This is a genomic window from Pelagibacterium halotolerans B2, assembly GCF_000230555.1.
GTDB classification, from domain to species: domain Bacteria; phylum Pseudomonadota; class Alphaproteobacteria; order Rhizobiales; family Devosiaceae; genus Pelagibacterium; species Pelagibacterium halotolerans.
Genome location: NC_016078.1, coordinates 1,496,856 through 1,517,095, shown reverse-complemented (window position 1 = coordinate 1,517,095; position 20,240 = coordinate 1,496,856). Strand labels below are relative to the sequence as shown.

General features: G+C 60.9%; 20 protein-coding genes and 1 tRNA gene. 10 read left to right on the top strand and 11 right to left on the bottom strand.

The features are described from left to right. The first annotated feature begins 6 nt into the window (after positions 1-6). The 5 genes from sufC to sufA are packed head-to-tail and all read left to right on the top strand — an operon-like array spanning position 7 to position 3,987. Entirely contained in the window at positions 7-759 is a 753-nt protein-coding gene (gene sufC / locus KKY_RS07420) for a Fe-S cluster assembly ATPase SufC (RefSeq protein ID WP_041529220.1), read from the top strand. Between the two features lie 11 nt (positions 760-770). After that, a complete protein-coding gene (gene sufD / locus KKY_RS07415) occupies positions 771-1,982 on the top strand; it encodes a Fe-S cluster assembly protein SufD (protein ID WP_014130698.1) in 1,212 nt (403 codons plus the stop codon). Continuing rightward, the gene (locus KKY_RS07410; protein ID WP_014130697.1) at positions 1,982-3,199 is read left to right on the top strand and encodes a cysteine desulfurase; all 1,218 of its coding nucleotides are present in this window, start codon (positions 1,982-1,984) and stop codon (positions 3,197-3,199) included. The genes sufD and KKY_RS07410 overlap by 1 nt, the downstream gene beginning before the upstream one ends. Before the next feature lie 12 nt (positions 3,200-3,211). Then, complete coding sequence (locus KKY_RS07405; RefSeq protein WP_014130696.1) at positions 3,212-3,598, top strand: SUF system Fe-S cluster assembly protein; 387 nt, start codon at positions 3,212-3,214, stop codon at positions 3,596-3,598. A gap of 2 nt (positions 3,599-3,600) precedes the next feature. After that, on the top strand, positions 3,601-3,987 hold the full coding sequence (sufA, locus tag KKY_RS07400) for a Fe-S cluster assembly scaffold SufA (RefSeq protein ID WP_041528644.1): 387 nt from the start codon (positions 3,601-3,603) through the stop codon (positions 3,985-3,987). Positions 3,988-3,993: 6 nt separating this feature from the next. Here sufA and KKY_RS07395 read toward each other — a convergent pair whose 3' ends face one another. The 3 genes from KKY_RS07395 to parE all read right to left on the bottom strand — a co-directional run bounded on the left by KKY_RS07395 (position 3,994) and on the right by parE (position 9,025). Beyond that, entirely contained in the window at positions 3,994-5,058 is a 1,065-nt protein-coding gene (locus KKY_RS07395; RefSeq protein WP_014130694.1) for a GGDEF domain-containing protein, read from the bottom strand. Positions 5,059-5,389: 331 nt separating this feature from the next. Continuing rightward, positions 5,390-6,769 carry a DEAD/DEAH box helicase gene (locus KKY_RS07390; RefSeq protein WP_014130693.1) on the bottom strand — a complete coding sequence of 460 codons (1,380 nt, stop codon included), beginning with the start codon at positions 6,767-6,769 and terminating at the stop codon, positions 5,390-5,392. Positions 6,770-7,012: 243 nt separating this feature from the next. Beyond that, positions 7,013-9,025, bottom strand: a complete 2,013-nt coding sequence (gene parE, locus KKY_RS07385; RefSeq protein WP_014130692.1) for a DNA topoisomerase IV subunit B — start codon at positions 9,023-9,025, stop codon at positions 7,013-7,015. Positions 9,026-9,297: 272 nt separating this feature from the next. On the opposite strand from parE, the gene KKY_RS20485 reads away from it, so the two are divergent. The 3 genes from KKY_RS20485 (at position 9,298) to KKY_RS07375 (ending at position 12,196) form a co-directional block, all read left to right on the top strand. Next, positions 9,298-9,468: a hypothetical protein gene (locus KKY_RS20485; RefSeq protein ID WP_014130691.1), complete on the top strand. Its 171-nt coding sequence runs from the start codon at positions 9,298-9,300 to the stop codon at positions 9,466-9,468. A 69-nt stretch (positions 9,469-9,537) separates the two neighbouring features. Beyond that, on the top strand, positions 9,538-10,431 hold the full coding sequence (locus KKY_RS07380) for a sulfotransferase domain-containing protein (RefSeq protein ID WP_014130690.1): 894 nt from the start codon (positions 9,538-9,540) through the stop codon (positions 10,429-10,431). A gap of 256 nt (positions 10,432-10,687) precedes the next feature. Further along, positions 10,688-12,196 carry an ABC-F family ATP-binding cassette domain-containing protein gene (locus tag KKY_RS07375; protein ID WP_041529219.1) on the top strand — a complete coding sequence of 503 codons (1,509 nt, stop codon included), beginning with the start codon at positions 10,688-10,690 and terminating at the stop codon, positions 12,194-12,196. An 88-nt stretch (positions 12,197-12,284) separates the two neighbouring features. On the opposite strand, the gene KKY_RS07370 is transcribed toward KKY_RS07375, so the two are convergent. Beyond that, positions 12,285-13,031 (bottom strand): SDR family oxidoreductase, encoded by a 747-nt coding sequence (locus KKY_RS07370; RefSeq protein ID WP_014130688.1) that lies wholly within the window; start codon positions 13,029-13,031, stop codon positions 12,285-12,287. A 98-nt stretch (positions 13,032-13,129) separates the two neighbouring features. Between KKY_RS07370 and KKY_RS07365 the strand changes: the two genes are divergently transcribed. Continuing rightward, the gene (locus tag KKY_RS07365) at positions 13,130-14,053 is read left to right on the top strand and encodes an AraC family transcriptional regulator (RefSeq protein WP_014130687.1); all 924 of its coding nucleotides are present in this window, start codon (positions 13,130-13,132) and stop codon (positions 14,051-14,053) included. Between the two features lie 41 nt (positions 14,054-14,094). On the opposite strand, the gene KKY_RS07360 is transcribed toward KKY_RS07365, so the two are convergent. The 7 genes from KKY_RS07360 to KKY_RS07330 all read right to left on the bottom strand — a co-directional run bounded on the left by KKY_RS07360 (position 14,095) and on the right by KKY_RS07330 (position 19,773). Next, positions 14,095-14,583, bottom strand: coding sequence for a DoxX family protein (locus KKY_RS07360; protein ID WP_014130686.1), 489 nt, complete (start codon positions 14,581-14,583; stop codon positions 14,095-14,097). Next, positions 14,580-15,335 (bottom strand): HvfC/BufC N-terminal domain-containing protein, encoded by a 756-nt coding sequence (locus tag KKY_RS07355; protein ID WP_014130685.1) that lies wholly within the window; start codon positions 15,333-15,335, stop codon positions 14,580-14,582. Before KKY_RS07355 ends, KKY_RS07360 begins: the two co-directional genes overlap by 4 nt. Further along, complete coding sequence (gene bufB / locus KKY_RS07350) at positions 15,332-16,198, bottom strand: MNIO family bufferin maturase (RefSeq protein WP_014130684.1); 867 nt, start codon at positions 16,196-16,198, stop codon at positions 15,332-15,334. The genes KKY_RS07355 and bufB overlap by 4 nt, the downstream gene beginning before the upstream one ends. A 62-nt stretch (positions 16,199-16,260) precedes the next feature. After that, on the bottom strand, positions 16,261-16,554 hold the full coding sequence (locus tag KKY_RS07345; RefSeq protein ID WP_014130683.1) for a BufA1 family periplasmic bufferin-type metallophore: 294 nt from the start codon (positions 16,552-16,554) through the stop codon (positions 16,261-16,263). Between the two features lie 143 nt (positions 16,555-16,697). Continuing rightward, on the bottom strand, positions 16,698-17,735 hold the full coding sequence (locus tag KKY_RS07340; RefSeq protein WP_014130682.1) for a serine hydrolase domain-containing protein: 1,038 nt from the start codon (positions 17,733-17,735) through the stop codon (positions 16,698-16,700). 193 nt (positions 17,736-17,928) lie between these two features. Next, positions 17,929-19,338 carry a type I glutamate--ammonia ligase gene (glnA, locus tag KKY_RS07335; RefSeq protein WP_014130681.1) on the bottom strand — a complete coding sequence of 470 codons (1,410 nt, stop codon included), beginning with the start codon at positions 19,336-19,338 and terminating at the stop codon, positions 17,929-17,931. 96 nt (positions 19,339-19,434) lie between these two features. After that, the gene (locus KKY_RS07330) at positions 19,435-19,773 is read right to left on the bottom strand and encodes a P-II family nitrogen regulator (protein WP_014130680.1); all 339 of its coding nucleotides are present in this window, start codon (positions 19,771-19,773) and stop codon (positions 19,435-19,437) included. Positions 19,774-20,116: 343 nt separating this feature from the next. Between KKY_RS07330 and KKY_RS07325 the strand changes: the two genes are divergently transcribed. Then, positions 20,117-20,201: transfer RNA gene (locus KKY_RS07325), tRNA-Leu, on the top strand. Positions 20,202-20,240: the final 39 nt, after the last annotated feature.

The following is a 20,240-nucleotide window of genomic DNA, read 5'->3' as shown; positions in this document are numbered from 1 at the left end:
ACCCCGTTGCTTGAGATCAAGAACCTGCATGTTCGCGTCGAGGACAACGAGATCCTCAAGGGTGTGAACCTGACCCTCAATCGCGGTGAAGTTCACGCGATCATGGGCCGGAACGGTTCGGGCAAGTCCACGCTGTCCTATGTGCTGGCCGGCAAGGAAGATTATGAAGTCACCGAGGGGGAAATCCTGCTCGATGGCGAAAATCTTCTGGAGATGGAAGCCGATGAGCGCGCCGCTGCCGGTGTGTTCCTGGCGTTCCAGTACCCGATCGAAATTCCGGGCGTGGCGACGATGACGTTTCTCAAGGCGGCCATGAATGCCCAGCGCAAGGCACGCGGCGAGGGCGAACTTTCGACGCCCGATTTCATGCGCGCCGTCAAGGATGCGGCCAATCTGCTGGAGATCAAGCAGGACATGCTCAAGCGCCCGCTCAATGTCGGGTTCTCTGGCGGCGAGAAAAAGCGCGCCGAAATCCTGCAGATGGCGCTTCTGGCTCCCAAGCTGTGTATCCTCGACGAAACCGATTCCGGGCTGGACATCGACGCGCTCAAGGTTGTGTCAGAGGGTGTGAACAAGCTGCGTGCGCCGGAGCGCTCCATGCTGGTCATCACGCATTATCAGCGCCTGCTGAACTACATCGTGCCCGACGTGGTGCACGTGTTCTCGGCCGGCCGTGTGGTGGAGACCGGTGACAAGTCGCTGGCCCTCGAACTCGAAGCGAAGGGTTATGCAGACTTCGACGAATCCAACGCCGCTTGAAAGGTAACGCCGTGAACATTCAAACGCCTGTCCGGCTGAGCGGTGCCGAGGAAAGCCTCGTCGCCCAACTCGAAAGCGCCGGAGCCAAGGATGCGGCCGAGCGCCTGCGCGTGATCGGCCTGCCGACCCGGCGGGTCGAAAGCTACCATTATACCGATCTCAAGACGCTCTTGAGCCAGGTGCCGCCTCTGGCCCAGGTGGCCAACGATTCCAGCGCGCCGGCCATCGATATTCCCGGTGCGTATCGCATCGTTATCGCCAATGGCGTGATGCAATCGACATCGACGGCGCCCGCCGGAGTGATCGTGGGCAAGGCCGCCGGATCGATCCTGACGACCCGCGATGACGTTATCGTCCGCCTCAACGCGGCGCTGGTTTCGGAATCGCTGAGCCTCGAGCTTTCCGGTTCGGTCGATCCGGTGATTCATATCGATCGCCGCATGGAAGGGGCTGCCGCTCACGTGCAGTCCGGCGCCAAGATCGCCATTGCGCCGGGCGCAAAGGCGACTGTGATCGAAACGATTTCGGGCAGCGATGCCGCTCACATGGGCAATGCCGGCAGCTACATCTCTGTTGGCGACGGAGCCGATGTGACGCATATTCTGGTCGATCTTTCGGCGCGCCAGGCGACCCATTTCGCGACCGTGGAATACCGGATCGGCGCGGAGGCGAACCTCAAATCCGTTGTCATCAATGCGGGTGCGCATCTGGCGCGGGCCAATGTGTTCGCCGATTTCGTTGGCGAAGGCACGCATGGGGATTTCTTCGGGCTCAATGTGGTCGATACCGACGAGCACCGCGACATTACCATCGACATCACCCATGGGGTGCCCAATACGACCTCTGCCGAGCTCTACAAGCAGATCGCGCGTGGACGCGGCAAGGCGGTGTTCCAGGGCAAGATCAACGTCGCTGTCGATGCGCAGAAGACCGACGCCAAGATGATGACGCAGGGCCTGATGCTTTCGGACGAGGCGGAAATCCTTTCCAAGCCGGAACTGGAAATCTTTGCCGACGACGTGGTGTGCGGCCATGGCGCGACATGTGGCGACCTCGATGAAACATGGCTCTTTTATCTGATGAGCCGTGGCATTTCGCGAGCCGATGCCGAAACCATGCTGATCCGCGCCTTCCTTGAGGAAATCACCGAGGCGGTCGAGGACGAGTACGTTTCCGAGGCCCTGTCGGGTGTTGTGGACCGCTGGCTCAAGAAGGACGCCTGATGGCTTTCGATCTGGCGACGGCACGTGTGGATTTTCCCATTCTCGAGGAGAAAATCCATGGCAAACGGCTGGTCTATCTCGACTCGGGTGCTTCGGCGCAAAAGCCGGTGCAGGTGCTCGATCGCATGGACCATGCCTATCGGCATGAGTATGCCAATGTGCATCGCGGGCTGCATACGCTGGCCAATCGGGCAACCGAGGCGTTTGAGGGCGCGCGCGAGAAGGTACGGGCGTTTCTCAATGCCGAGCGGGTCGAAGAGATCGTTTTTACGCGCTCGACGACCGAGGCCATCAATCTTGTCGCTTCCTCCTTTGCCGGTCCGCGGATCGGGGAGGGGGACGAGATCGTCATTTCGATTGCCGAACACCATTCCAACATCGTGCCCTGGCATTTCCATAGGGAACGCAAAGGCGCGGTCATCAAATGGGTCGATGTGGCCGACGATGGCAGTTTCGACCTCGATGCCTTTGCTGCGGCGCTGACCGATCGCACCAGGATGGTGGCGATCACGCACATGTCCAATGTGCTGGGCACGATCAATCCGGCCAAGCAAATCGTCGAGATCGCCCATGCGCGCGGCATTCCGGTGCTGATCGACGGCAGTCAGGCCGCCGTGCACAGCAAGGTGGATGTGCGCGATATCGGAGCCGATTTCTACGTCTTTACGGGCCACAAGCTTTATGGACCGACTGGCGTGGGCGTGCTTTACGGCAAATATGACCTGCTGGCCGAGATGCAGCCGTTTCTGGGCGGCGGGGAGATGATCGAGGAGGTCTCGGTGGATGCCGTGACCTATAACGCTCCGCCGCACCGGTTCGAGGCCGGAACACCGCCCATCGTTCAGGCGATCGGTCTTGGCGCGGCGATCGATTATGTCGAGGCTTTCGGGCGTGACGTCATTGCGGCCCACGAACACGAGGTCGCGGTTTATGCCGGTGAACGGCTGTCACGGATCAATTCCCTGCGAATGATCGGGACTGCGCCGGGCAAGGGCGGGATTTTCGCCTTCATGCTCGAAAACGCCCATGCGCACGACGTTTCGACAATTCTCGACCGTTATGGCGTGGCCGTACGGGCCGGGACCCATTGCGCCATGCCGCTGCTGCAAAGATTTGGTGTTACCTCTACATGTCGGGCCTCGTTTGCCCTATATAATGGCAAGGACGATGTGGATGCGCTTGTCGAGGCTGTCGAAAAAGCGCAATCCTTCTTTTGATATTGGACCGTCATGACTGATACCGCACCGGAAAAGACCGAAGCCGAAGCCAAGAGCTTTGTGGAGGGCGGCAATGCGCTGCCTGCCGAGGATGTGGAACGCATCACTGCGGACCTCATTGCGGCGCTCAAGACGGTTTACGACCCCGAGATTCCCGTCGACATCTATGAGCTTGGCTTGATCTACAAGGTCGATCTCGACGACGACCGCAATCTGACCATCGACATGACACTGACCGCTCCGGGTTGCCCGGTGGCCGGAGAAATGCCGGGCTGGGTGGAGAATGCGGCGCGCTCGGTCGAAGGCATTCAGGACGTTGAAGTGAAAATGGTGTTCGATCCGCCCTGGGGGCCGGACCGGATGAGCGAGGAAGCGCAAGTCGCGCTCAACTGGTGGTAACAATGGCTTTTGCGATTATGCAGCTCACCGATGCCGCTGCTGAGCGCATCAGGGAAATCATCGAAGACAGCGACAAGCCGGTCATCGGCGTGCGCGTCGGGGTGAAGAACGCCGGCTGTGCCGGCATGGCCTATACGCTCGATTACGTCGAAGAGGCCATCGCCGGCGACGATCATATCAGCGACAAGGGCGTTGAGGTGTGGGTCGAGCCCAAGGCTACGCTGTTCCTGCTCGGGACGGTGATGGATTTCGAGGAGACCCGAATGTCCTCGGGCTTTACCTTCAACAATCCCAATCAGGAAGGCGCCTGCGGGTGCGGGGAGAGCGTGCAGCTCAAGCCGGCCGATCTGGCGGACCTCGCCCGGGCCCGGGCCGAAGCGACCGCCTGACAGCGATCAAGCCACATCGGTTGATGTAGTCGAGAAGTCGGGAAGGTCTTTTTCGGACACCACGCGATTTCGGCCTGCGCCCTTGGCAGCATAAAGGCACTTGTCCGCGCGTTCGATGAGAGCCGCGGCCGTGTCGCCGGGGCGCCATTGTGCAACACCGACCGAAAGTGTGATGCGCCCAAGTTTCTCATTGGTCGAACGCTTGAGAAGTTCTTTGGCCTGCACCGAGCGCCGGATGTTTTCGGCGACGGTAACGGCGCCAGCGAGCTCGGTTTCGGGAAGGATAGCGACAAACTCTTCACCGCCGAAACGGGCAGGCATGTCACGTCCCTTGAGGTTGGCCTTGAGAACGTGGGCGACGAGCCGCAGCACCTGATCGCCGGTCAGGTGGCCATAGGTGTCGTTGAACGCCTTGAAGCTGTCGATATCGAACAGCAGAAGCGACAGCGTTGCGTTCTGGGCGTGGGTGCGCTCGAGATCAGCAGAAAGCTGCTCGTCAAAACATTTGCGATTGGGAATTTTGGTCAGCGGATCGAGCATCGATTCCTTGCGAACTTCATCGAGGTCGCGCTGGAGAACCGAAATATCGTCCTTGGAATTTTCGAGTTCGGCTTCGAGCCGCCGATTCATGTCTTGCATGCGGCGCGTTTCCTTGAGCAGGCGAGAGGACAACATTTTCAATGCGTCCTCATCGATGCCGCCGGCATGGAGATCGCCCGACGCCTGCTGGAGCGAGCCCGAATAGGAATTGGCGCTCACCATGGCGACATCGATGGCCTGATTCACGTCGGTGATCTTGCGGCTCATCACCTGCGACATGGCCCGCAGCTTTTCTTCCATGTCGGAGACCTTGAGAAACTTCTCACAAAGGTCCGAAGCTTCCTCGACCGAGATGGTGCCCGAGCGGGTCAAGAGTGCATTGACCTGCGTATTGAGCTCGGCATTGGAACCGGTCGCGTAAGTGTAGAACAATTCATAATAGACGGGGAACGGCGGAATCTGCGCGCGCTTGAGCAAGGCAAGCGCTGCATTGGCAAATCCTGATGCGCGATCAAAGTCCAGGTTCGTCACGTTGCGTCAACCATCACCTGTTCTGGTCAAATCATAGTCCAGCGGGCTTAAGGGCGCCTTAAATCAGGTCCCGTCCTCTCCCGACTGCATCGCCCGAGGGGGCATGGCCGGGAGTGCGTTTCCAGATTTCAGTATGGGTTGCGAGCGGCAACATCAGATTGCAGAGTTCCGAACGCTTCCAAAGCCCCCCAGCATGGAACCGCTGATTAGCTAGAGCGTCTAAATGCGGCTGTCCAGACGAAAATTACCAAAGCGGGCCCGTTTGAAGGATGTGAACAGGAGTACGAGTACAAGACGGGCGGAGACTTCGGCCCGGTGTGCGTCGTCGCGATCAAGCTCGCTTGCCGGCGGGGCGTAGCAGAAATGCCGGAATGTGCCCCTCCGATTTAAAGCTCGCCGGACCATCGTCGTTGTTGGCTCGACGTGGGTGTTCGCGGTGTGGCCGCCCTGCCTGCTCTGCCGCCTTTTTGGGCTGCGGCTTTTCGGCTGCGGGCTTTTCGTCCCTGTTGCGCGTACGCCGACCGCGCTTGCGGCCGCCTTCGGGGGCCTCCTCGCCCGCCGGCGCGGATGGCGAAGCGGCTGCGGGCGCGTCGGCCCAGGCTATGTCGCGCTGGATCAGCTTGGTGATGGCGTCGACATATTTGGTCTCGCCCGGAGCAATAAGCGTGATCGCCGTTCCAGAGCGTCCGGCACGACCGGTGCGGCCGATTCGGTGCACATAATCCTCGGCGTGGGTGGGCACGTCGAAATTGAAGACGTGACTGACCGCCGGAATATCGAGGCCGCGGGCGGCGACGTCGGATGCCACAAGGATCGCGAGGGAGCCTGAACGGAAACGATCGAGGGTTTCGGTGCGGGACTTCTGATCCATGTCGCCATGCAGCGCGCCCGCATCAAAGCCATGTCGCTCGAGCGAACGGGCCACCGTCGCGACATCGCGCTTGCGGTTGCAGAAGATGATGGCGTTCTTGAGATCCTTGGCCGCGCGGATCTGGTCGCGCAGTGCTGCCCGCTTTTCGGCAGGGGTCTTGCCGACCTTGAGCAGGACCTGCTCGATGGTGTCGGCGGTCGAATTCTGGCGCGCCACCTCCACCTTGACCGGGTCGCGCAGGAAGCGCTGTGTCAGCTTCTGGATTTCAGGCGGCATGGTGGCCGAGAAGAACAGGGTTTGCCTGCGCGGCGGCAGGAGGGAGCAGATGCGCTCGATGTCGGGGATGAAACCCATGTCGAGCATGCGGTCGGCCTCGTCGATGACGAGAATATCGACACCCGTGAGCAACAGGCGTCCACGCTCGAAATGATCGAGCATGCGACCGGGAGTGGCGATCAGGACGTCGGCGCCGCGATCGAGCTTCTTGTTCTGGTCCTCAAACGATACGCCGCCGATCAGCAATGCGACCGTCAAGCGATGGTTCTTGCCGTATTTTTCAAAGTTCTCGTGAACCTGAGCAGCGAGTTCGCGCGTTGGTTCGAGAATGAGTGTTCGCGGCATGCGCGCACGCGCCCGACCCTTTTCGAGCAGGGAGAGCATCGGCAGCACAAATGAAGCCGTCTTGCCGGTTCCGGTCTGGGCGATCCCTATAAGATCCTTTTTTTCAAGGACATGGGGAATGGCCTGAGCCTGGATATCGGTTGGCTTGGTATAGCCGGCTGCGGCGACCGCTTCGGTGACCTTGTCGCCCAAGCCGAGCTCGGAGAATTCAACAGTCAAATCGGGTGTCCATCATGTTCGGGTCAGAGAATAAAGAAGCAGTGAGGCGGGCTGCCGGTTCGTTCTTTCTCGACGTGTCGCCAGCGGAAATCGGTACACTTTCATCCACACTTGGCTCAAACCTGCACGCGGAGCGTGCAAGCGAACGGGTATGGCCTCTGACGAGCGGGACCATAAACTACCTTGGGTTCAAGTCAATCTTGATTTGGCCATCAAGATTAACAGCGGTTCGATCGTGAACGCTCAAACGTCGACATCGGTTACGAAGGCTGCTTTTTCGGAAATAAATTCGAAGCGGGCTTCGGGTTTGTTTCCCATCAGGCGGTCGACCGTGTCGCTGGTCTCGGTGCGATCGGAAACGACCCGGACCTGAAGCAGTGTCCTTGATTTGGGGTTCATCGTCGTTTCCTTCAAGTGGGCATGAGGCATTTCGCCAAGACCCTTGAAGCGCGTCACCTCGACCTTTCCGCGTCCGGTGAATTCTTCCTCCATCAGCTTCAGACGATGGGCGTCGTCCATGGCATAGGCGGTTTTCGCGCCTTGAGACAGCCGGTAAAGCGGGGGGAGGGCGAGATAGAGATGGCCGCCTTCGATAAGAGCCGGCAGCTCCTGATAAAAGAAGGTCATCAGCAACGATGCAATGTGGGCGCCGTCCACGTCGGCGTCAGTCATGATGATGATCTTGTCATAGCGCAGATCGTCCTCGCGGTATTTGTCGCGCGTGCCGCAGCCCAGCGCCTGAATGAGATCGGCGATCTGCTGGTTGGCGGCGAGCTTGTCGCGGCTGGCGCCGGCGACGTTGAGCACCTTGCCGCGCAGAGGCAGCACGGCCTGGCTTGCACGGTCTCGCGCCTGCTTGGCGCTGCCGCCGGCGCTGTCGCCTTCGACGATGAACAGTTCGGCACCCTGGGCAGCGGACTGGCTGCAATCGGCGAGCTTGCCAGGCAGGCGCAGCTTGCGGGTTGCCGATTTGCGGTCGATTTCCTTTTCCTTGCGTCGACGCAGGCGGTCCTCGGCGCGCTCGATTGTCCATTCGAGCAGTTTGTTGGCCTGGTTGGGCGATGCCGTCAGCCAGTGATCGAAGGCGTCCCGGATGGCGTTATCGACGATGCGGGTGGCCTCGCCCGAAGCGAGCTTGTCCTTGGTCTGACCGACGAATTCAGGCTCGCGGACAAAGACCGAGAGCATGGAGCCGCAATGGCCCAGAACGTCCTCGGAGGTGATGACCGAGGCACGCTTGTTCCCCGTCATTTCCGCGTAGTTTTTCAGGCCGCGCAGAAGCGCGGTGCGCAGCCCGGCTTCGTGGGTGCCACCATCGGGGGTGGGCACGGTATTGCAGTAGGACGAGGTGAAACTGTCGCCGATATACCAGGAGATGGCCCATTCGACCGATCCGTGGCCGCCGGGCTTGCCGACCTTGCCAGAGAACACGTCGTCGAGAATGCGGGTCTTTCCCTCGATGCGCCGCTCGATGAAATCGCGCAGCCCGCCGGGAAAGTGGAAAACCGCCTTGGCCGGAACGTCATCGGTGGCGAGTGACTCATCACAGGACCAGCGGATTTCGACGCCGCCGAAGAGATAGGCCTTGGCGCGGGTCATGCGGAAGAGCCGGTCGGGGCTGAATCGTGCCGAATTGCCAAAGATCTGGGCGTCGGGATGGAACCGGATGGTCGTGCCGCGACGGTTGTTGACGCGGCCCATATTCTCGAGCTGCGAGGTTGGCTTGCCGCGTGAATAGGTCTGCCGATAGAGGGTCTGGTCCAGCGCGACCTCGACGATGAGATCGTCGGTCAGCGCGTTGACGACCGAAACGCCCACGCCATGCAGTCCGCCCGAGGTCTCATAGGCCTTGGAATCGAATTTGCCACCGGCGTGGAGGGTGGTCATGATGACTTCGAGCGCTGACAGATGCGGGCGCTTGGGATGGGCGTCGACGGGAATGCCGCGGCCGTTGTCCGTCACGGTAACATAGCCATCTTCACCCAGATGAACCTCGATGCGATTGGCGTGGCCACCGATCGCCTCGTCCATGGAGTTATCGATGACTTCGGCGAACAGATGGTGCAGCGCGTTGGCGTCGGTGCCGCCCACATACATGCCCGGCCGGCGGCGCACCGGCTCGAGACCTTCGAGCACCTCGATATCGGCGGCGGTATAGGAGCTCGCGGGCGCAGTCTCGCGCGACCGGGCGGGGCGCTCCGGCTCCGCGGCGGGTGGAGGGGGCGTGACGCCAAAAAGATCGTTGTCGTCGGTCATGGGCCTCAAAATTCTTGCCGGACGAATCAGATAATATTCCGGTCTATCATATGGCGGCTTGTATGAGCGGAAACACCACAGATTCCAAGGTGTTTCAACAGGTTTGGAACCAGGCCGCAGCACTCCTTGCCGCGCGTCGTTATCTCATCCTGGGACACTTAGGGCGTTCAAAATCACGGCTCGGTTTACGTTCGGTTTGCCCCTTATCAGCACTTTTTTAAGCCCCTTGCGATAAAAAATATCCATACGGTTCATGTGTTTGGAGTTGCCGTATGCGTGCACCAATTGCCCGGGGCGATGCGTATCAGGTGTCCGGGGCAGGGCACGAAGTGTTCAGGTGGCTGCAGGCCGGATTGAAGAGTTCTGCGTACCGGCTTGCCCACCTTTGCCTTCCGAAAAGCGTTCTGCTGCCCGGCATGGCGATGGTGTTTTTTCTCGCCTGATGCCTGTGGCGCTGTTGCGCGGGCCTTGCGCGGCAGATAACTAATGCGGACAGTTTTCAGGAGTCCGCCGTGTCCGACAAGCAGGCAAAGCCCATCCGTCCGCTTTATTTCGTTGCCTCCTATCCGCGTTCGGGCGGCAATTGGGTGCGATCGGCGATTTTCCTGATGATCGCATTGGGTCAACCCAATCCGCCAAAGCGGATCGATATGCGCAATATCGACAATATCATACCCCTCGATTCCCACGGGCGCTTCTACAAGGAAGTGACCGGCAAGGATGCCGGCGATCTGGCCGAGGAGGAGGTGGCAGCGGCGCGGCCGCAGGTGCATGAGCTGCTTTCACGCGACACGCGGGGGTTGCCAGTGGTGCGCACGCATGCGGTGCGCGGCACGTTTTTCGGGCATCCGACCTTCAATACGAAGGTTTCGGCCGGTGGAACGTATATCGTTCGTTCTCCACTCGATGTCGCCGCGGCGCTTGTCGATGCGAGTGGAATGCAGCCCATGCGGGTCATAGAGGCAATGATGACGGTCGACCGGCGGGTGCGGGGCGGCGCGACCCGGGTATCGGAACCGCAAGGGTCGTGGAGCCAGAATGTGGCGAGCTGGATCGGCAAGCGGCAGCCCGAAGTTCACGCCATACGGTTCGAGGATTTGCGGTCCGACCCGGTCAGGGAACTCAAGGCGCTGGCGGCGCATATGAAGATTCCGGTGACCGAGAAAAGCCTTACGACCGCTGCCGGGCTTCTGGCAGAGACACACAAGGCGAGCGGGAAAAACGCGGCGCCGCGCGACTATCGCGAAACGCTCAAGCCGATCCACGCGCGGGCAATCATCGAGGCGCATGGCGTGCAGATGCAAGCGCAGGGCTATCTGACCGACACCGTGCTGCAATACGCCGATATCGACCGCAAGGCGGCAATGATGCTGGCGGCGAAATACGCTCCGCGTACGGCAAACTGAGCCTTGCGCCGCCCCGAGGGGCAGTGCATAATTTTTGCGTTTCTGGAATCGGAAAGGAGGGCTGCGTGATCGAGATCTGGCGTCACCATCGTCAGCGTGGCCCTGTTCATGCCCTGCAGCAGATGTTGCAGGGCTGACCGTCACCGGACATTTCGCATTCGAATTCCGTACGCGTCTGCCCTGACCGCGACCGCATGACATCATGCGGTCTGGCAGAATTGGGTGGCTTATGCCGCCCCGGATATTCGAGACCGAAATGACGACGATTGCCCTTAAATCCGCCGGCTACACGGCAAAAACCAATCTTTTCAACGATTTGACTCTTACGATCGGCTCGGGCGACCGGGTCGGGATCGTCGCCGGCAATGGGGCCGGGAAGACGACCCTGCTTAAATGCCTTGTCGGCGAGAACGAGCTTACGCGTGGTGACATCACGCTTTCACGCGGGGCGCGGATCGGGATGGTGCCGCAGGCAGTGCCCGAAAAGCTGCTTGATTTCAGCCTGTTCGATGCCGTTGCTACCGGGCTCGACGCGGAAACGCTGGAGAGCGAAAGCTGGCGGGTCGATGTGGTGCTCGATACGCTCTCCACGCCCGAGGACATACGCAATTTGCCGGTGCGAGCGCTGAGCGGGGGCTGGCAGCGGCTTATGTTGCTGATGCGGGCCTGGGTGTCCGATCCCGATATTCTGGTGCTCGACGAGCCGACCAATCATCTCGATCTGGAAAAAATTGCGCGGTTGGAACAGTGGTTTATGGGAATCGGTGATGTGCCGGTCATTATGGCGAGTCATGACCGGAGCTTTCTCGACGCGGTGACCAATCGCACGCTGTTCCTGCGGCCCGAAACCTCTCGGTATTTTCCCTTAGCCTACAGCCGGGCGCGTGAAGCATTGGAGCAGGAGGACGCGAGCGACGCGACCAAGCGCGAGCGCGACCTGAAAGAAGCGAGCCAGCTTCGCCAGCAATCGGCAAAACTGAAAAACATCGGCATCAATTCCGGCAGCGATCTTTTGCAGAAAAAGCAAAAGCAGCTTCGCGAGCGGGCCGAGAAAATCGAGGCGCAGGCCAAGATACTACACAAGGAGCGCAGCGGGGATATCCGGCTGGCCAATCGTGGCACGCACGCCAAGGTGCTGGTTTCGATCGAGGAGCTGACGGTGGCGGCGCCCGATGGGCGCAAGCTGTTCTCGATCCCGAAACTGCATATCTTTCAAGGCGATAGAATTGTTCTTCTGGGACGAAACGGAACAGGAAAGACCAGTCTTGTCAGTATGCTGAGGCGCGTTCTGATGGCGGGCGAGGGTATCGAAGGCATCAAGGCGACGCCAAGTCTGGTGGTCGGATATATGGATCAGGCACTCGATTTCGTGCCGGAAAAGCTCAGCCCGTTCGATTTCATATCGGCGCTGGGGCAGGGCGATCAGCGGACGCGAAGCCTGCTGGCGGCGGCTGGAATCGACCCTGACGCCCACTGGACCCCCGGTGCACTTCTGTCCCACGGCCAAAGGGCAAGGCTTGGACTGCTGGCGCTGCGCCTGATGGAGCCCAATTTCTACCTGCTGGACGAACCGACAAACCATATCGACATCGCCGGGCAGGAGGCGCTTGCTGCCGAGATCATCGAGCACGATGCCAGTTGCGTGTTGGTCTCGCACGACCGCGCCTTTGTGCGCGAGGTCTCCAACCGGTTCCTGGTGATCGAAAAGGGGTGGCTTATCGAGGCTGACGATCCCGAAGGGTTCTTTGCGGCGATGGGGGTTTGATGGCAGAGGCCCTGAGGGGGGCGAGTTCGCCCGATGCGGAGCCAATTGAGTCCGCATCGGGCGTCTTATCGTAGGGCTGGCCCTTGGCCTATTGCGCCAGCGCAATCGCGTCGGCGCCCGCCGGAATGCGCATCGGGGCCGACGCCTCATTTGCAGCGTACCAAATGGCCTCAGCGACATCCGAGGACAGGGTTTTTGGCGCCTCGGGGGTCCGCATGGCGGCGATTACGCCGTCGGCGAACGCGGCATAGGGCGCTGGAAAGCCGCCGGTTTCTTCGAGGCGCGACAGTGCGGTGCTGCCAAAGCTCGTGTCCGGCGCGGCGCCGGGCAGCACGATCTTGACCGCGATCCCCAATGGCGCAAGTTCCAGTGCCAGGGATTCGGTGAAGGCATTCACGGCTGCCTTGCTGGCGGTATAGACCGAAAGGAGCGGCAGCGGCTTCATGGTGACGCTCGAGGTCACATTGATGATGAGGCCAGCCTTTCTCTCCCGGAACTGGGGCAGGACGGCGTCGATCATGCGCATGGTTCCCAGCGTATTTGTCTCGAAGACAGACCGGGTAACATCTATCGGTGTGCCTTCAAGGGCGTTGAGCCAGCCGATCCCTGCATTGTTGACGAGCACGTCGATCGGTCCGGCTGCCTCGACCGCATTGCGAACGCTCTCGTCACTGGTGACGTCAAGGGGCAGCAGGGTCAGTCTGTCTGATGCCGGCAGCAGATCACTGCGTGGCGAGCGCATGGTTGCGATGACCTTCCAGCCACGATCGAGAAAATATCTTGCGGTATCGAGACCAAAGCCGGATGAGCAGCCGGTGATGAGCACGGTATTCATGGGAATTCCTTTCATGGCGTTGTCGCGCCACTTATGTGGACCGCCAGTTCGGGACGCGCTATAATGGAAGATCCTGATTGCGTTAGAGAGCGTCCGATTTGATAGATCCTCTTGCCGAAATCGTCAGCATGCTTCAGCCGAGCCTGCCCTTCTCGAAGGCGGCGAGCGGGTCGGGCAATTGGCGCGTGGACGGGGCGGGCGACGGAAGTCCGGTCTTTGCGGTCGTCCTGGAAGGATCGGCAAGGCTATCCATCAATGGACAGCCGGACGTTGAGTTGGCGGAGAACGATTTTGTCCTCATTCCAGCCGCCTATCGCTTCACCATGTCGAGCAACGCCGAGAGACCCGACGACGACGGCGACCCGCTTCGGGTTACCAAGCTCGGTGACGAAACGCGACATGGCGATCCAACCGGCATGCCCAATATGCGCGTGTTGATCGGGCGGCTGGACTTCGGGTCACCCGATACGACGCTGATCTTCGCACTTCTGCCGTGCATGCTGCATGTGCGGGGGCAGGCGCGGTTGACGGCCCTTGTGCAAATGATCCGTGATGAAGCCCAAGGCGACAGGCCCGCAAAGGAGATTGTGCTCGAAAGGCAATTGCAGCTTCTGTTGATCGAGGCGTTGCGATCAGATGCGGCCGGACTGGAAACGCCGGGGCTGTTGCGGGGGCTTGCCGATCCGCATCTCGGCCCAGCAATTCGGCAGATGCACGAGAACCCGGCCAAGGCGTGGACGGTCGAGGAACTGGCGTCGGCAGCCATTCTGTCACGGTCGGTATTTTTCGACCGGTTCCAGAAGCAGACGGGCATGGCGCCCATGGAATATCTGCTGTCGTGGCGGATGGCGCTCGCCAAGGACATGCTCCGCCGCAAGGAAGGGGGAATGAAAGAGATCGCCAGACGCGTCGGCTATGGTTCGGCCAGCGCCTTCAGCGTTGCCTTTTCCCGCTTTGTCGGCGTTGCGCCGAGCAAATATGCGGCCCCGACGCAAACGGTCTCGGTGGCTCCGGCTCCATAGACGGGCGGTTGGTATTGTCGAGGCCAGCACCGCCAGGCCTTTCAACCATGGGAGCCTTTCGGTGTCATTGCCGGCGTCCGGTTGGCAAGCAGGCCATCGACGCTCAGACGACCGGCTCCGTAGGCCATGAGGGCCAGAGCCATGGCTGCCCAGGGCAGGTGGAAGTTTGCCCACCCTTCGGGGACGGTGAGCTGGATTACGGCGGTCATCAGCAAAATCCCCAAGGCCGCGAAGCGCGTGCCCAGTCCCAGGACCAAAAGGATGGGCAGAACGATTTCGCCGGTTGCGGCGAGATAGGCGGCAAGGGTGGGGAAGGGGTAGGGGTATGCATTTCCGAGAATATGGAGCCGGAATTCCTGTCCGAACAGGAACGCCTGGCTCGGTGCGAGCACGAGGGGCGCGTCCCATTTGGTCAGACCGGACCGAAAGAAGGGGACGGCAAGCGCGATGCGCAAGACGAGCAGAACCAAGGGTGCGGGAAGGCTGGCGATGAGCGCTTCGCTTCTGGCGATTATCGAACGCAGTGTCATGCCTTATTCCCTTTCGATGGCTTGAAAGCGCCCAGCGAAACCAGCCCGACAAGGGCGGAACCGAGGTCGAAATCTGCATTGTTGGCCGATGCTGTCGCCGCGTCGCCCACGGTGGCGCCAGCCATTATGGCGCGGGCGAAGTCGGTGTCCTGGTGGGGCAAGACCGTTACGACGACGTCGAGGCCGGGGCGGGCAATCAGCACCGTCTCGGGGCCGGCCGATCCGAGCGCGGCAGGCGGCGACTGGCGGTGAGCGTGCCAGATGGAGCCGACGGGAAAGCGCGAGGTTATGAGCGCGCAAGCAGGATGCAGGGCAAGGCGGGACTGAAGGAGGTTGGACGGCTGCAGGCCGGCGAGCGCATTGACCGTCAGGATGGGATCGTCCGCGGCGTGGTACGCGCGGGTCCATGCGCATTCGAGCCGGGCGACATCGGAGAGGTAGGGCAGGGAGGCTGCCGGCGGGAAATCGGCAATAAAATCGGGGAAGTTCTCGCCATATTGGAACAGCATGGGCGATGAAGGTTTGGTCTGGGCGACAAAGACGCGGGCCATGGCGGCGAAAAACTCCTCGCCGACGAGCGCACGCACGACGGGAAATGCTCTGGTCAGGGCGGTTACGAGGCTGACGTGAACATTGTTGCGATAGACCGCGAACCGCAGCGGATCGTTCTGCCCGCCCTTGCTGGTCAGGCCCTGGGGCAGGGCGCTGGCCGGGTCCTGCACCGCCTGGGCAAAGCGGTTCTGCGCGCTCATTGTGCCGCGCTCCTCGTGCCGGGGACGGCCTTGTCGAGCGCGGCCTGAGCCATGCGAGCTTCGCTCATCAATGTGGGAAAGTCGGGCACGTCATTGTCCCATTCCACAAGTGTGGCGATGGGGCCGGTGCGGCCGAGCGTATGGACATAGAGATCGAAGACGTCGGGCCGGACGGCCGAACCATGGGCGTCGATCAGCAGGCGGGCGCCGGCGCTGTCGAGCGTTTCGTCATAGCCGGCGAGATGGATTTCACCGACGAACTCGATGGGGAAGCGATCGACATAACCCTTGGGATCCCAGCCGTGGTTGACCGATGAGACCATGACGTTGTTGACGTCGAGCAGCAGGCCGCAGCCGGTCCGTTCGGCGATGGCGGCGAGGAAATCGACCTCATCGATGGTGCTTTGTTCAAACAGAAGATAGGTCGACGGATTTTCGAGCAGCATGGGGACGCCAAGCGTTTGCTGGACGTCATCGACGTGAGCGCAAACCTGATCGAGGGTCTGGGGCGTGTAGGGAAGCGGCAGCAGGTCGTTGAGATAGGCGCTTTCGTGGGTCGACCAGGCGAGATGCTCGGAAAACGAAGCGGGCCTGTAGGTCTCGATGAGATGCTTGAGGCGGGCAAGGTGGGCGCGGTCGAGATCGGTCTCGCCGCCGATCGACAGGCCGACGCCGTGCAGGGAAAGCGGATAGGTCTCGGCGATGGCAGCAAGATAACGATGCGGCGCGCCGCCATCTCCCATGTAGTTTTCGGCATGGATCTCGAAAAAGCCGACAGGCGGACGGCTTTGAAGAATTTCGCCGTAATGCTCGGGCTTGAGGCCCACGCCGGCCTGTTGGGGGAGCGTATTGTAGCGGGTCATCATGGCCTCCCGGTCGTTTGGCGAGGGGAGCGCGGACAGCGCCGCGCTCCGATGGGTGCGGCTCAGGCGGGGATGTCGCGTTCGAGCGCTTCGAGGCTGCCCATGCGATCGCCGGGTAATTCCATGTTCTCGCATGTGCCCGAGGGCACCAGTGTCCAGGCGTTGCCCTGATAATCGACGGTAGAGGTGCCGGCGCAGGTGGTGCCGGGGCCGGCCGCGCAATCGTTCTGGCCGGCAAGCGAGACGCCATAGCACTTGACCATATCGTCCTGAGCGATGGCCGGGGCAGCGCCGGCGGTTCCGAGAGCCGTCGCCAGCGATGCGGCGAGAGCGACTGAGGCTATGTTGCGGTTCATTGCAATGTCCTTCCTTTGGGGATCGAAGGTGCCGCTTTGGGCACCCGGTCACTCATTCGTTGGAACATCGAAGATGGTTACGTCCACGCGGCATCACGGTTCCGTGAACGTGCCCGGGGAAGGTAACGGGGTGGTCGGGGCGACTACTCCTGCGAGCCTGCACCATAAATGCCGATGATGTCGGCAAGCAAATCTTGCAGGCGATCGCGATGGCCGTTGCCACCCGATGGGCTGTTGGGGTCCGAGGTCATGACGACGGTCAGGTCGAGGTCGGGGACGATGTAGAGCATCTGGCCGCCATAGCCCCACGCGTAGGAGACGTCGTGGCCGCCAAGCTCGGCGAGGAACCAGCCATATCCATAGCCGTGCCCCCCGAAGCGGGAGGTGGTCCGCTGTTGCCAGGATTGGTCGATCCAGCCTTCCGAGACGATCCGCTCGCCATCGTCGACTACGCCGCCATTGCGGATCATTTCGCCGAACGCCAGGAGCGAGAGTGGCGTCATGGCGAGCTCGTTGCCGCCCAAATAGACGCCCTGGGGGTCCTGATGCCAGCCGGTGATGGCAAAGCCATCGATGGGACCGAGCCAGTCGCGGGCGAGCTGGCGTGTGGAGGCACCGCCGACTTCGGTGAGGATGGCCGAGAGCAAGTGGGTGGAGCCCGTCGAATAGATCATGGGCCCGCCCGGTTCGGCGACCATGGGCTGGGCGAGGGCAGAGCGGACCCAATTGGAGCTGGCGACCCAGCGTCCGTAATTGGCGCCGGACGTCGCCTCGAGGCCCGCCTGCATCGACATGAGGTGGCTCAGGGTGATCTCGTCGAGGCGCGGGTCGGGATCGGAGGGCAAATCATCGGCGAGCAGTTCGGCGACCGGTTGGTCGGGGCCTTCGAGCAGCCCCCTGTCGATGGCGATGCCGATCATTGTGGTGACGATGACCTTGGACGCCGATTTGATGTTGGTGGGATCGCTGGAGGTATAACCGTTATAGCCGCGATCGGCGATGATTTCGCCGTCCAGGGAAATGGTGACGGTGCGTAGCGGTTCGAGGCGTTCGGCGGCGTCCAGCACGGTCGTCAGCGGGTCGGGGGATGTGGTTTCCTGTGCCCAGGCGGCGAGGGGGAAGGATATGGCGGCGGCCATGGTCAGCGCCCGGGCGGGGCGCAGGAAGGTCGAAATCGTCATGGAATGAATGCCCCGCGCAGCAATGGATATGTGTCAGGGCGATGTGTGCAGCAAGATGGGCTTTTCTGGGGCGTCGTGGACGGGATGACGATCAACAAACCGGGAGGTGGGGGCAGGGGTAAGAGCCGCGCGGTCCCCCAAAGCAAAAAAGGGCTCCCGAGAGAGCCCTTTCCATTTGCGATCCGTCGTGGCTTCAGGCCGAGTAGTACATTTCGTACTCGACGGGGTGAGGGGTGTGCTCGAACTTGATGACTTCTTCCATCTTGAGGTCGATGTAGGAGTCGATGAAGTCGTCGTCCATCACGCCGCCGGCCTTGAGGAAGTCGCGGTCGGCCGAGAGGCTTTCCAGCGCTTCGCGCAGCGAGGCGGAAACGGTGGGGATGCCCTGGAGCTCTTCCTTGGGCAGTTCGTAGAGATCCTTGTCCATCGGGTCGCCGGGGTGGATCTTGTTCTTGATACCGTCAAGGCCTGCCATGAGCAGCGCAGTGAAGGCGAGATAGGGGTTGGCAAGCGGATCGGGGAAGCGGACTTCGACGCGCTTGGACTTGGGGCTCTGCCCGAAGGGGATGCGGCACGAAGCGGACCGGTTGCGGGCCGAATAGGCCAGCAGAACGGGAGCTTCAAAGCCCGGCACCAGACGCTTGTAGGAGTTGGTGGTCGGGTTGGTGAAGGCGTTGATGGCCTTGGCGTGCTTGATGACGCCGCCGATGTAGTAAAGGCATTCCATCGACAGACCGGCATATTCGTCGCCGGCAAAGAGCGGCTTGCCGTCTTTCCAGATCGACTGGTGGCAGTGCATGCCCGAGCCGTTATCGCCATAGACGGGCTTGGGCATGAAGGTTGCGGTCTTGCCGTAGGACTGGGCGACCTGCTGGACGCCGTACTTGTAGAGCAGGACGTGATCGGCAGCGGTGATCATCGGCGCGAACTTGATGCCGAGTTCGTGCTGAGCGGAAGCCACTTCGTGGTGGTGCTTTTCGACAACGACGCCCATGGCGGCGAGAGCTTCGAGCATTTCACCGCGGATGTCCTGGGCGCTATCGACGGGGGGAACCGGGAAATAGCCCTTCTTGAGCGCGATGTGGTGGCCGGTGTTGCCGCCTTCGTAATCGGCATCCGAATTGGAGCCGAGTTCGGAGGAATCGACCTGGAAACCGACCTTGTAGGTCGAGGTCGAGTATTTCACATCGTCGAACAGGAAGAATTCGGGCTCGGGACCGAAACCGACGAAATCGCCGACGCCGGAGGTCTTGACGAAAGCCTCGGCCTTCTTGGCGATGGAGCGGGGATCGCGATTGTAGGGCTGGTAGGTGGCGGGCTCGAGAATGTCGCAGTTCACGCACAGGGTCGGCGCCGAGAAGAACGGATCGACATAGGCCGAATCGTTGTCGGGCATCAGGACCATGTCGGATTCATTGATGGCCTTCCAGCCAGCGATCGAGGAGCCGTCGAACATGACGCCTTCCTCGAACATGTCGGCATCGACGACCGACGCGTCCATGGTGACATGCTGAAGCTTGCCGCGCAGGTCGGTGAAGCGAAGGTCAACGTATTTGATGCCTTCGTCCTTGATCTTTTTCATAAGATCGTTTGCTGAGCTCATAATAGATCCCCAGATATTGGTGTTTGAAGTTTATGCCTGCGCTCTAAAGTCCGGGAGGAGTTTGTCGCGCGCCTGACTTGGTTTCACGAAGCCCGGTTAGAGGGCTTCGTCTCCGCTTTCGCCCGTGCGGATTCGAATGGCCTGTTCGACCGTCGAAACGAAAATCTTGCCATCACCAATGCGACCCGTTTGCGCCGCGTTGCGGATCGCCTCGATCGCCTTGTCGGCAAGTTGGTCCGGTACAACGACCTCGACTTTGACCTTGGGCAGGAAATCGACGACGTATTCGGCGCCTCGATAGAGCTCGGTATGGCCCTTCTGACGCCCGAATCCCTTGGCCTCCGTCACTGTGATGCCTTGCAACCCAACTTCCTGGAGGGCTTCTTTGACCTCATCGAGCTTGAAGGGTTTGACGATGGCCTCAATCTTTTTCATGTCCACGTCTCCTCATGTTCGGGACCGGTTGGCCCATTGAATGCATGGGTTATGCCAGTCGGAATTTCGATCATCACCCGAGTTTAAAATCAATGATTTACGGGGAAAAGCAAAACCGGATTCTCGCACTGAAGCGGAATGGACTGGGTAAAATGTGGGCATATTGCCGAATTATTGTGCATATTGCGGGTCGTGCTAACGGTGGGTCCCGTCGGCATCATGGAACAGGGTGGCGTCGCGCGCAAACACGCGGGGAAGGCCGCCTGCGAACCAATGAGGCTTTGACTGTAAAGAGAAGTTGGGCTAGGACGCGTGCCAACTCGGCGCCCGGCGTACGAGATGCGCGGGTGTGGCGGAACTGGCAGACGCACTGGATTTAGGTTCCAGCGCCGCAAGGCGTGGAGGTTCGACTCCTCTCACCCGCACCAAATTCGCGCCGGCCTCCAAACACGATTTACGAAAATACG

Excerpts from the sequence above, each read along its gene's own strand:
- sufA (WP_041528644.1), top strand. The coding sequence starts at position 3,601 with ATGGCTTTTGCGATTATGCAGCTCACCGATGCCGCTGCTGAGCGCATC.
- KKY_RS07355 (WP_014130685.1), bottom strand. The coding sequence starts at position 15,335 with ATGAGCGCGCAGAACCGCTTTGCCCAGGCGGTGCAGGACCCGGCCAGC.
- KKY_RS07410 (WP_014130697.1), top strand. The coding sequence starts at position 1,982 with ATGGCTTTCGATCTGGCGACGGCACGTGTGGATTTTCCCATTCTCGAG.
- KKY_RS07345 (WP_014130683.1), bottom strand. The coding sequence starts at position 16,554 with ATGAACCGCAACATAGCCTCAGTCGCTCTCGCCGCATCGCTGGCGACG.
- KKY_RS07330 (WP_014130680.1), bottom strand. The coding sequence starts at position 19,773 with ATGAAAAAGATTGAGGCCATCGTCAAACCCTTCAAGCTCGATGAGGTC.
- KKY_RS07340 (WP_014130682.1), bottom strand. The coding sequence starts at position 17,735 with ATGACGATTTCGACCTTCCTGCGCCCCGCCCGGGCGCTGACCATGGCC.
- KKY_RS07405 (WP_014130696.1), top strand. The coding sequence starts at position 3,212 with ATGACTGATACCGCACCGGAAAAGACCGAAGCCGAAGCCAAGAGCTTT.
- parE (WP_014130692.1), bottom strand. The coding sequence starts at position 9,025 with ATGACCGACGACAACGATCTTTTTGGCGTCACGCCCCCTCCACCCGCC.
- glnA (WP_014130681.1), bottom strand. The coding sequence starts at position 19,338 with ATGAGCTCAGCAAACGATCTTATGAAAAAGATCAAGGACGAAGGCATC.
- KKY_RS20485 (WP_014130691.1), top strand. The coding sequence starts at position 9,298 with ATGCGTGCACCAATTGCCCGGGGCGATGCGTATCAGGTGTCCGGGGCA.
- bufB (WP_014130684.1), bottom strand. The coding sequence starts at position 16,198 with ATGACCCGCTACAATACGCTCCCCCAACAGGCCGGCGTGGGCCTCAAG.
- KKY_RS07370 (WP_014130688.1), bottom strand. The coding sequence starts at position 13,031 with ATGAATACCGTGCTCATCACCGGCTGCTCATCCGGCTTTGGTCTCGAT.
- KKY_RS07360 (WP_014130686.1), bottom strand. The coding sequence starts at position 14,583 with ATGACACTGCGTTCGATAATCGCCAGAAGCGAAGCGCTCATCGCCAGC.
- KKY_RS07375 (WP_041529219.1), top strand. The coding sequence starts at position 10,688 with ATGACGACGATTGCCCTTAAATCCGCCGGCTACACGGCAAAAACCAAT.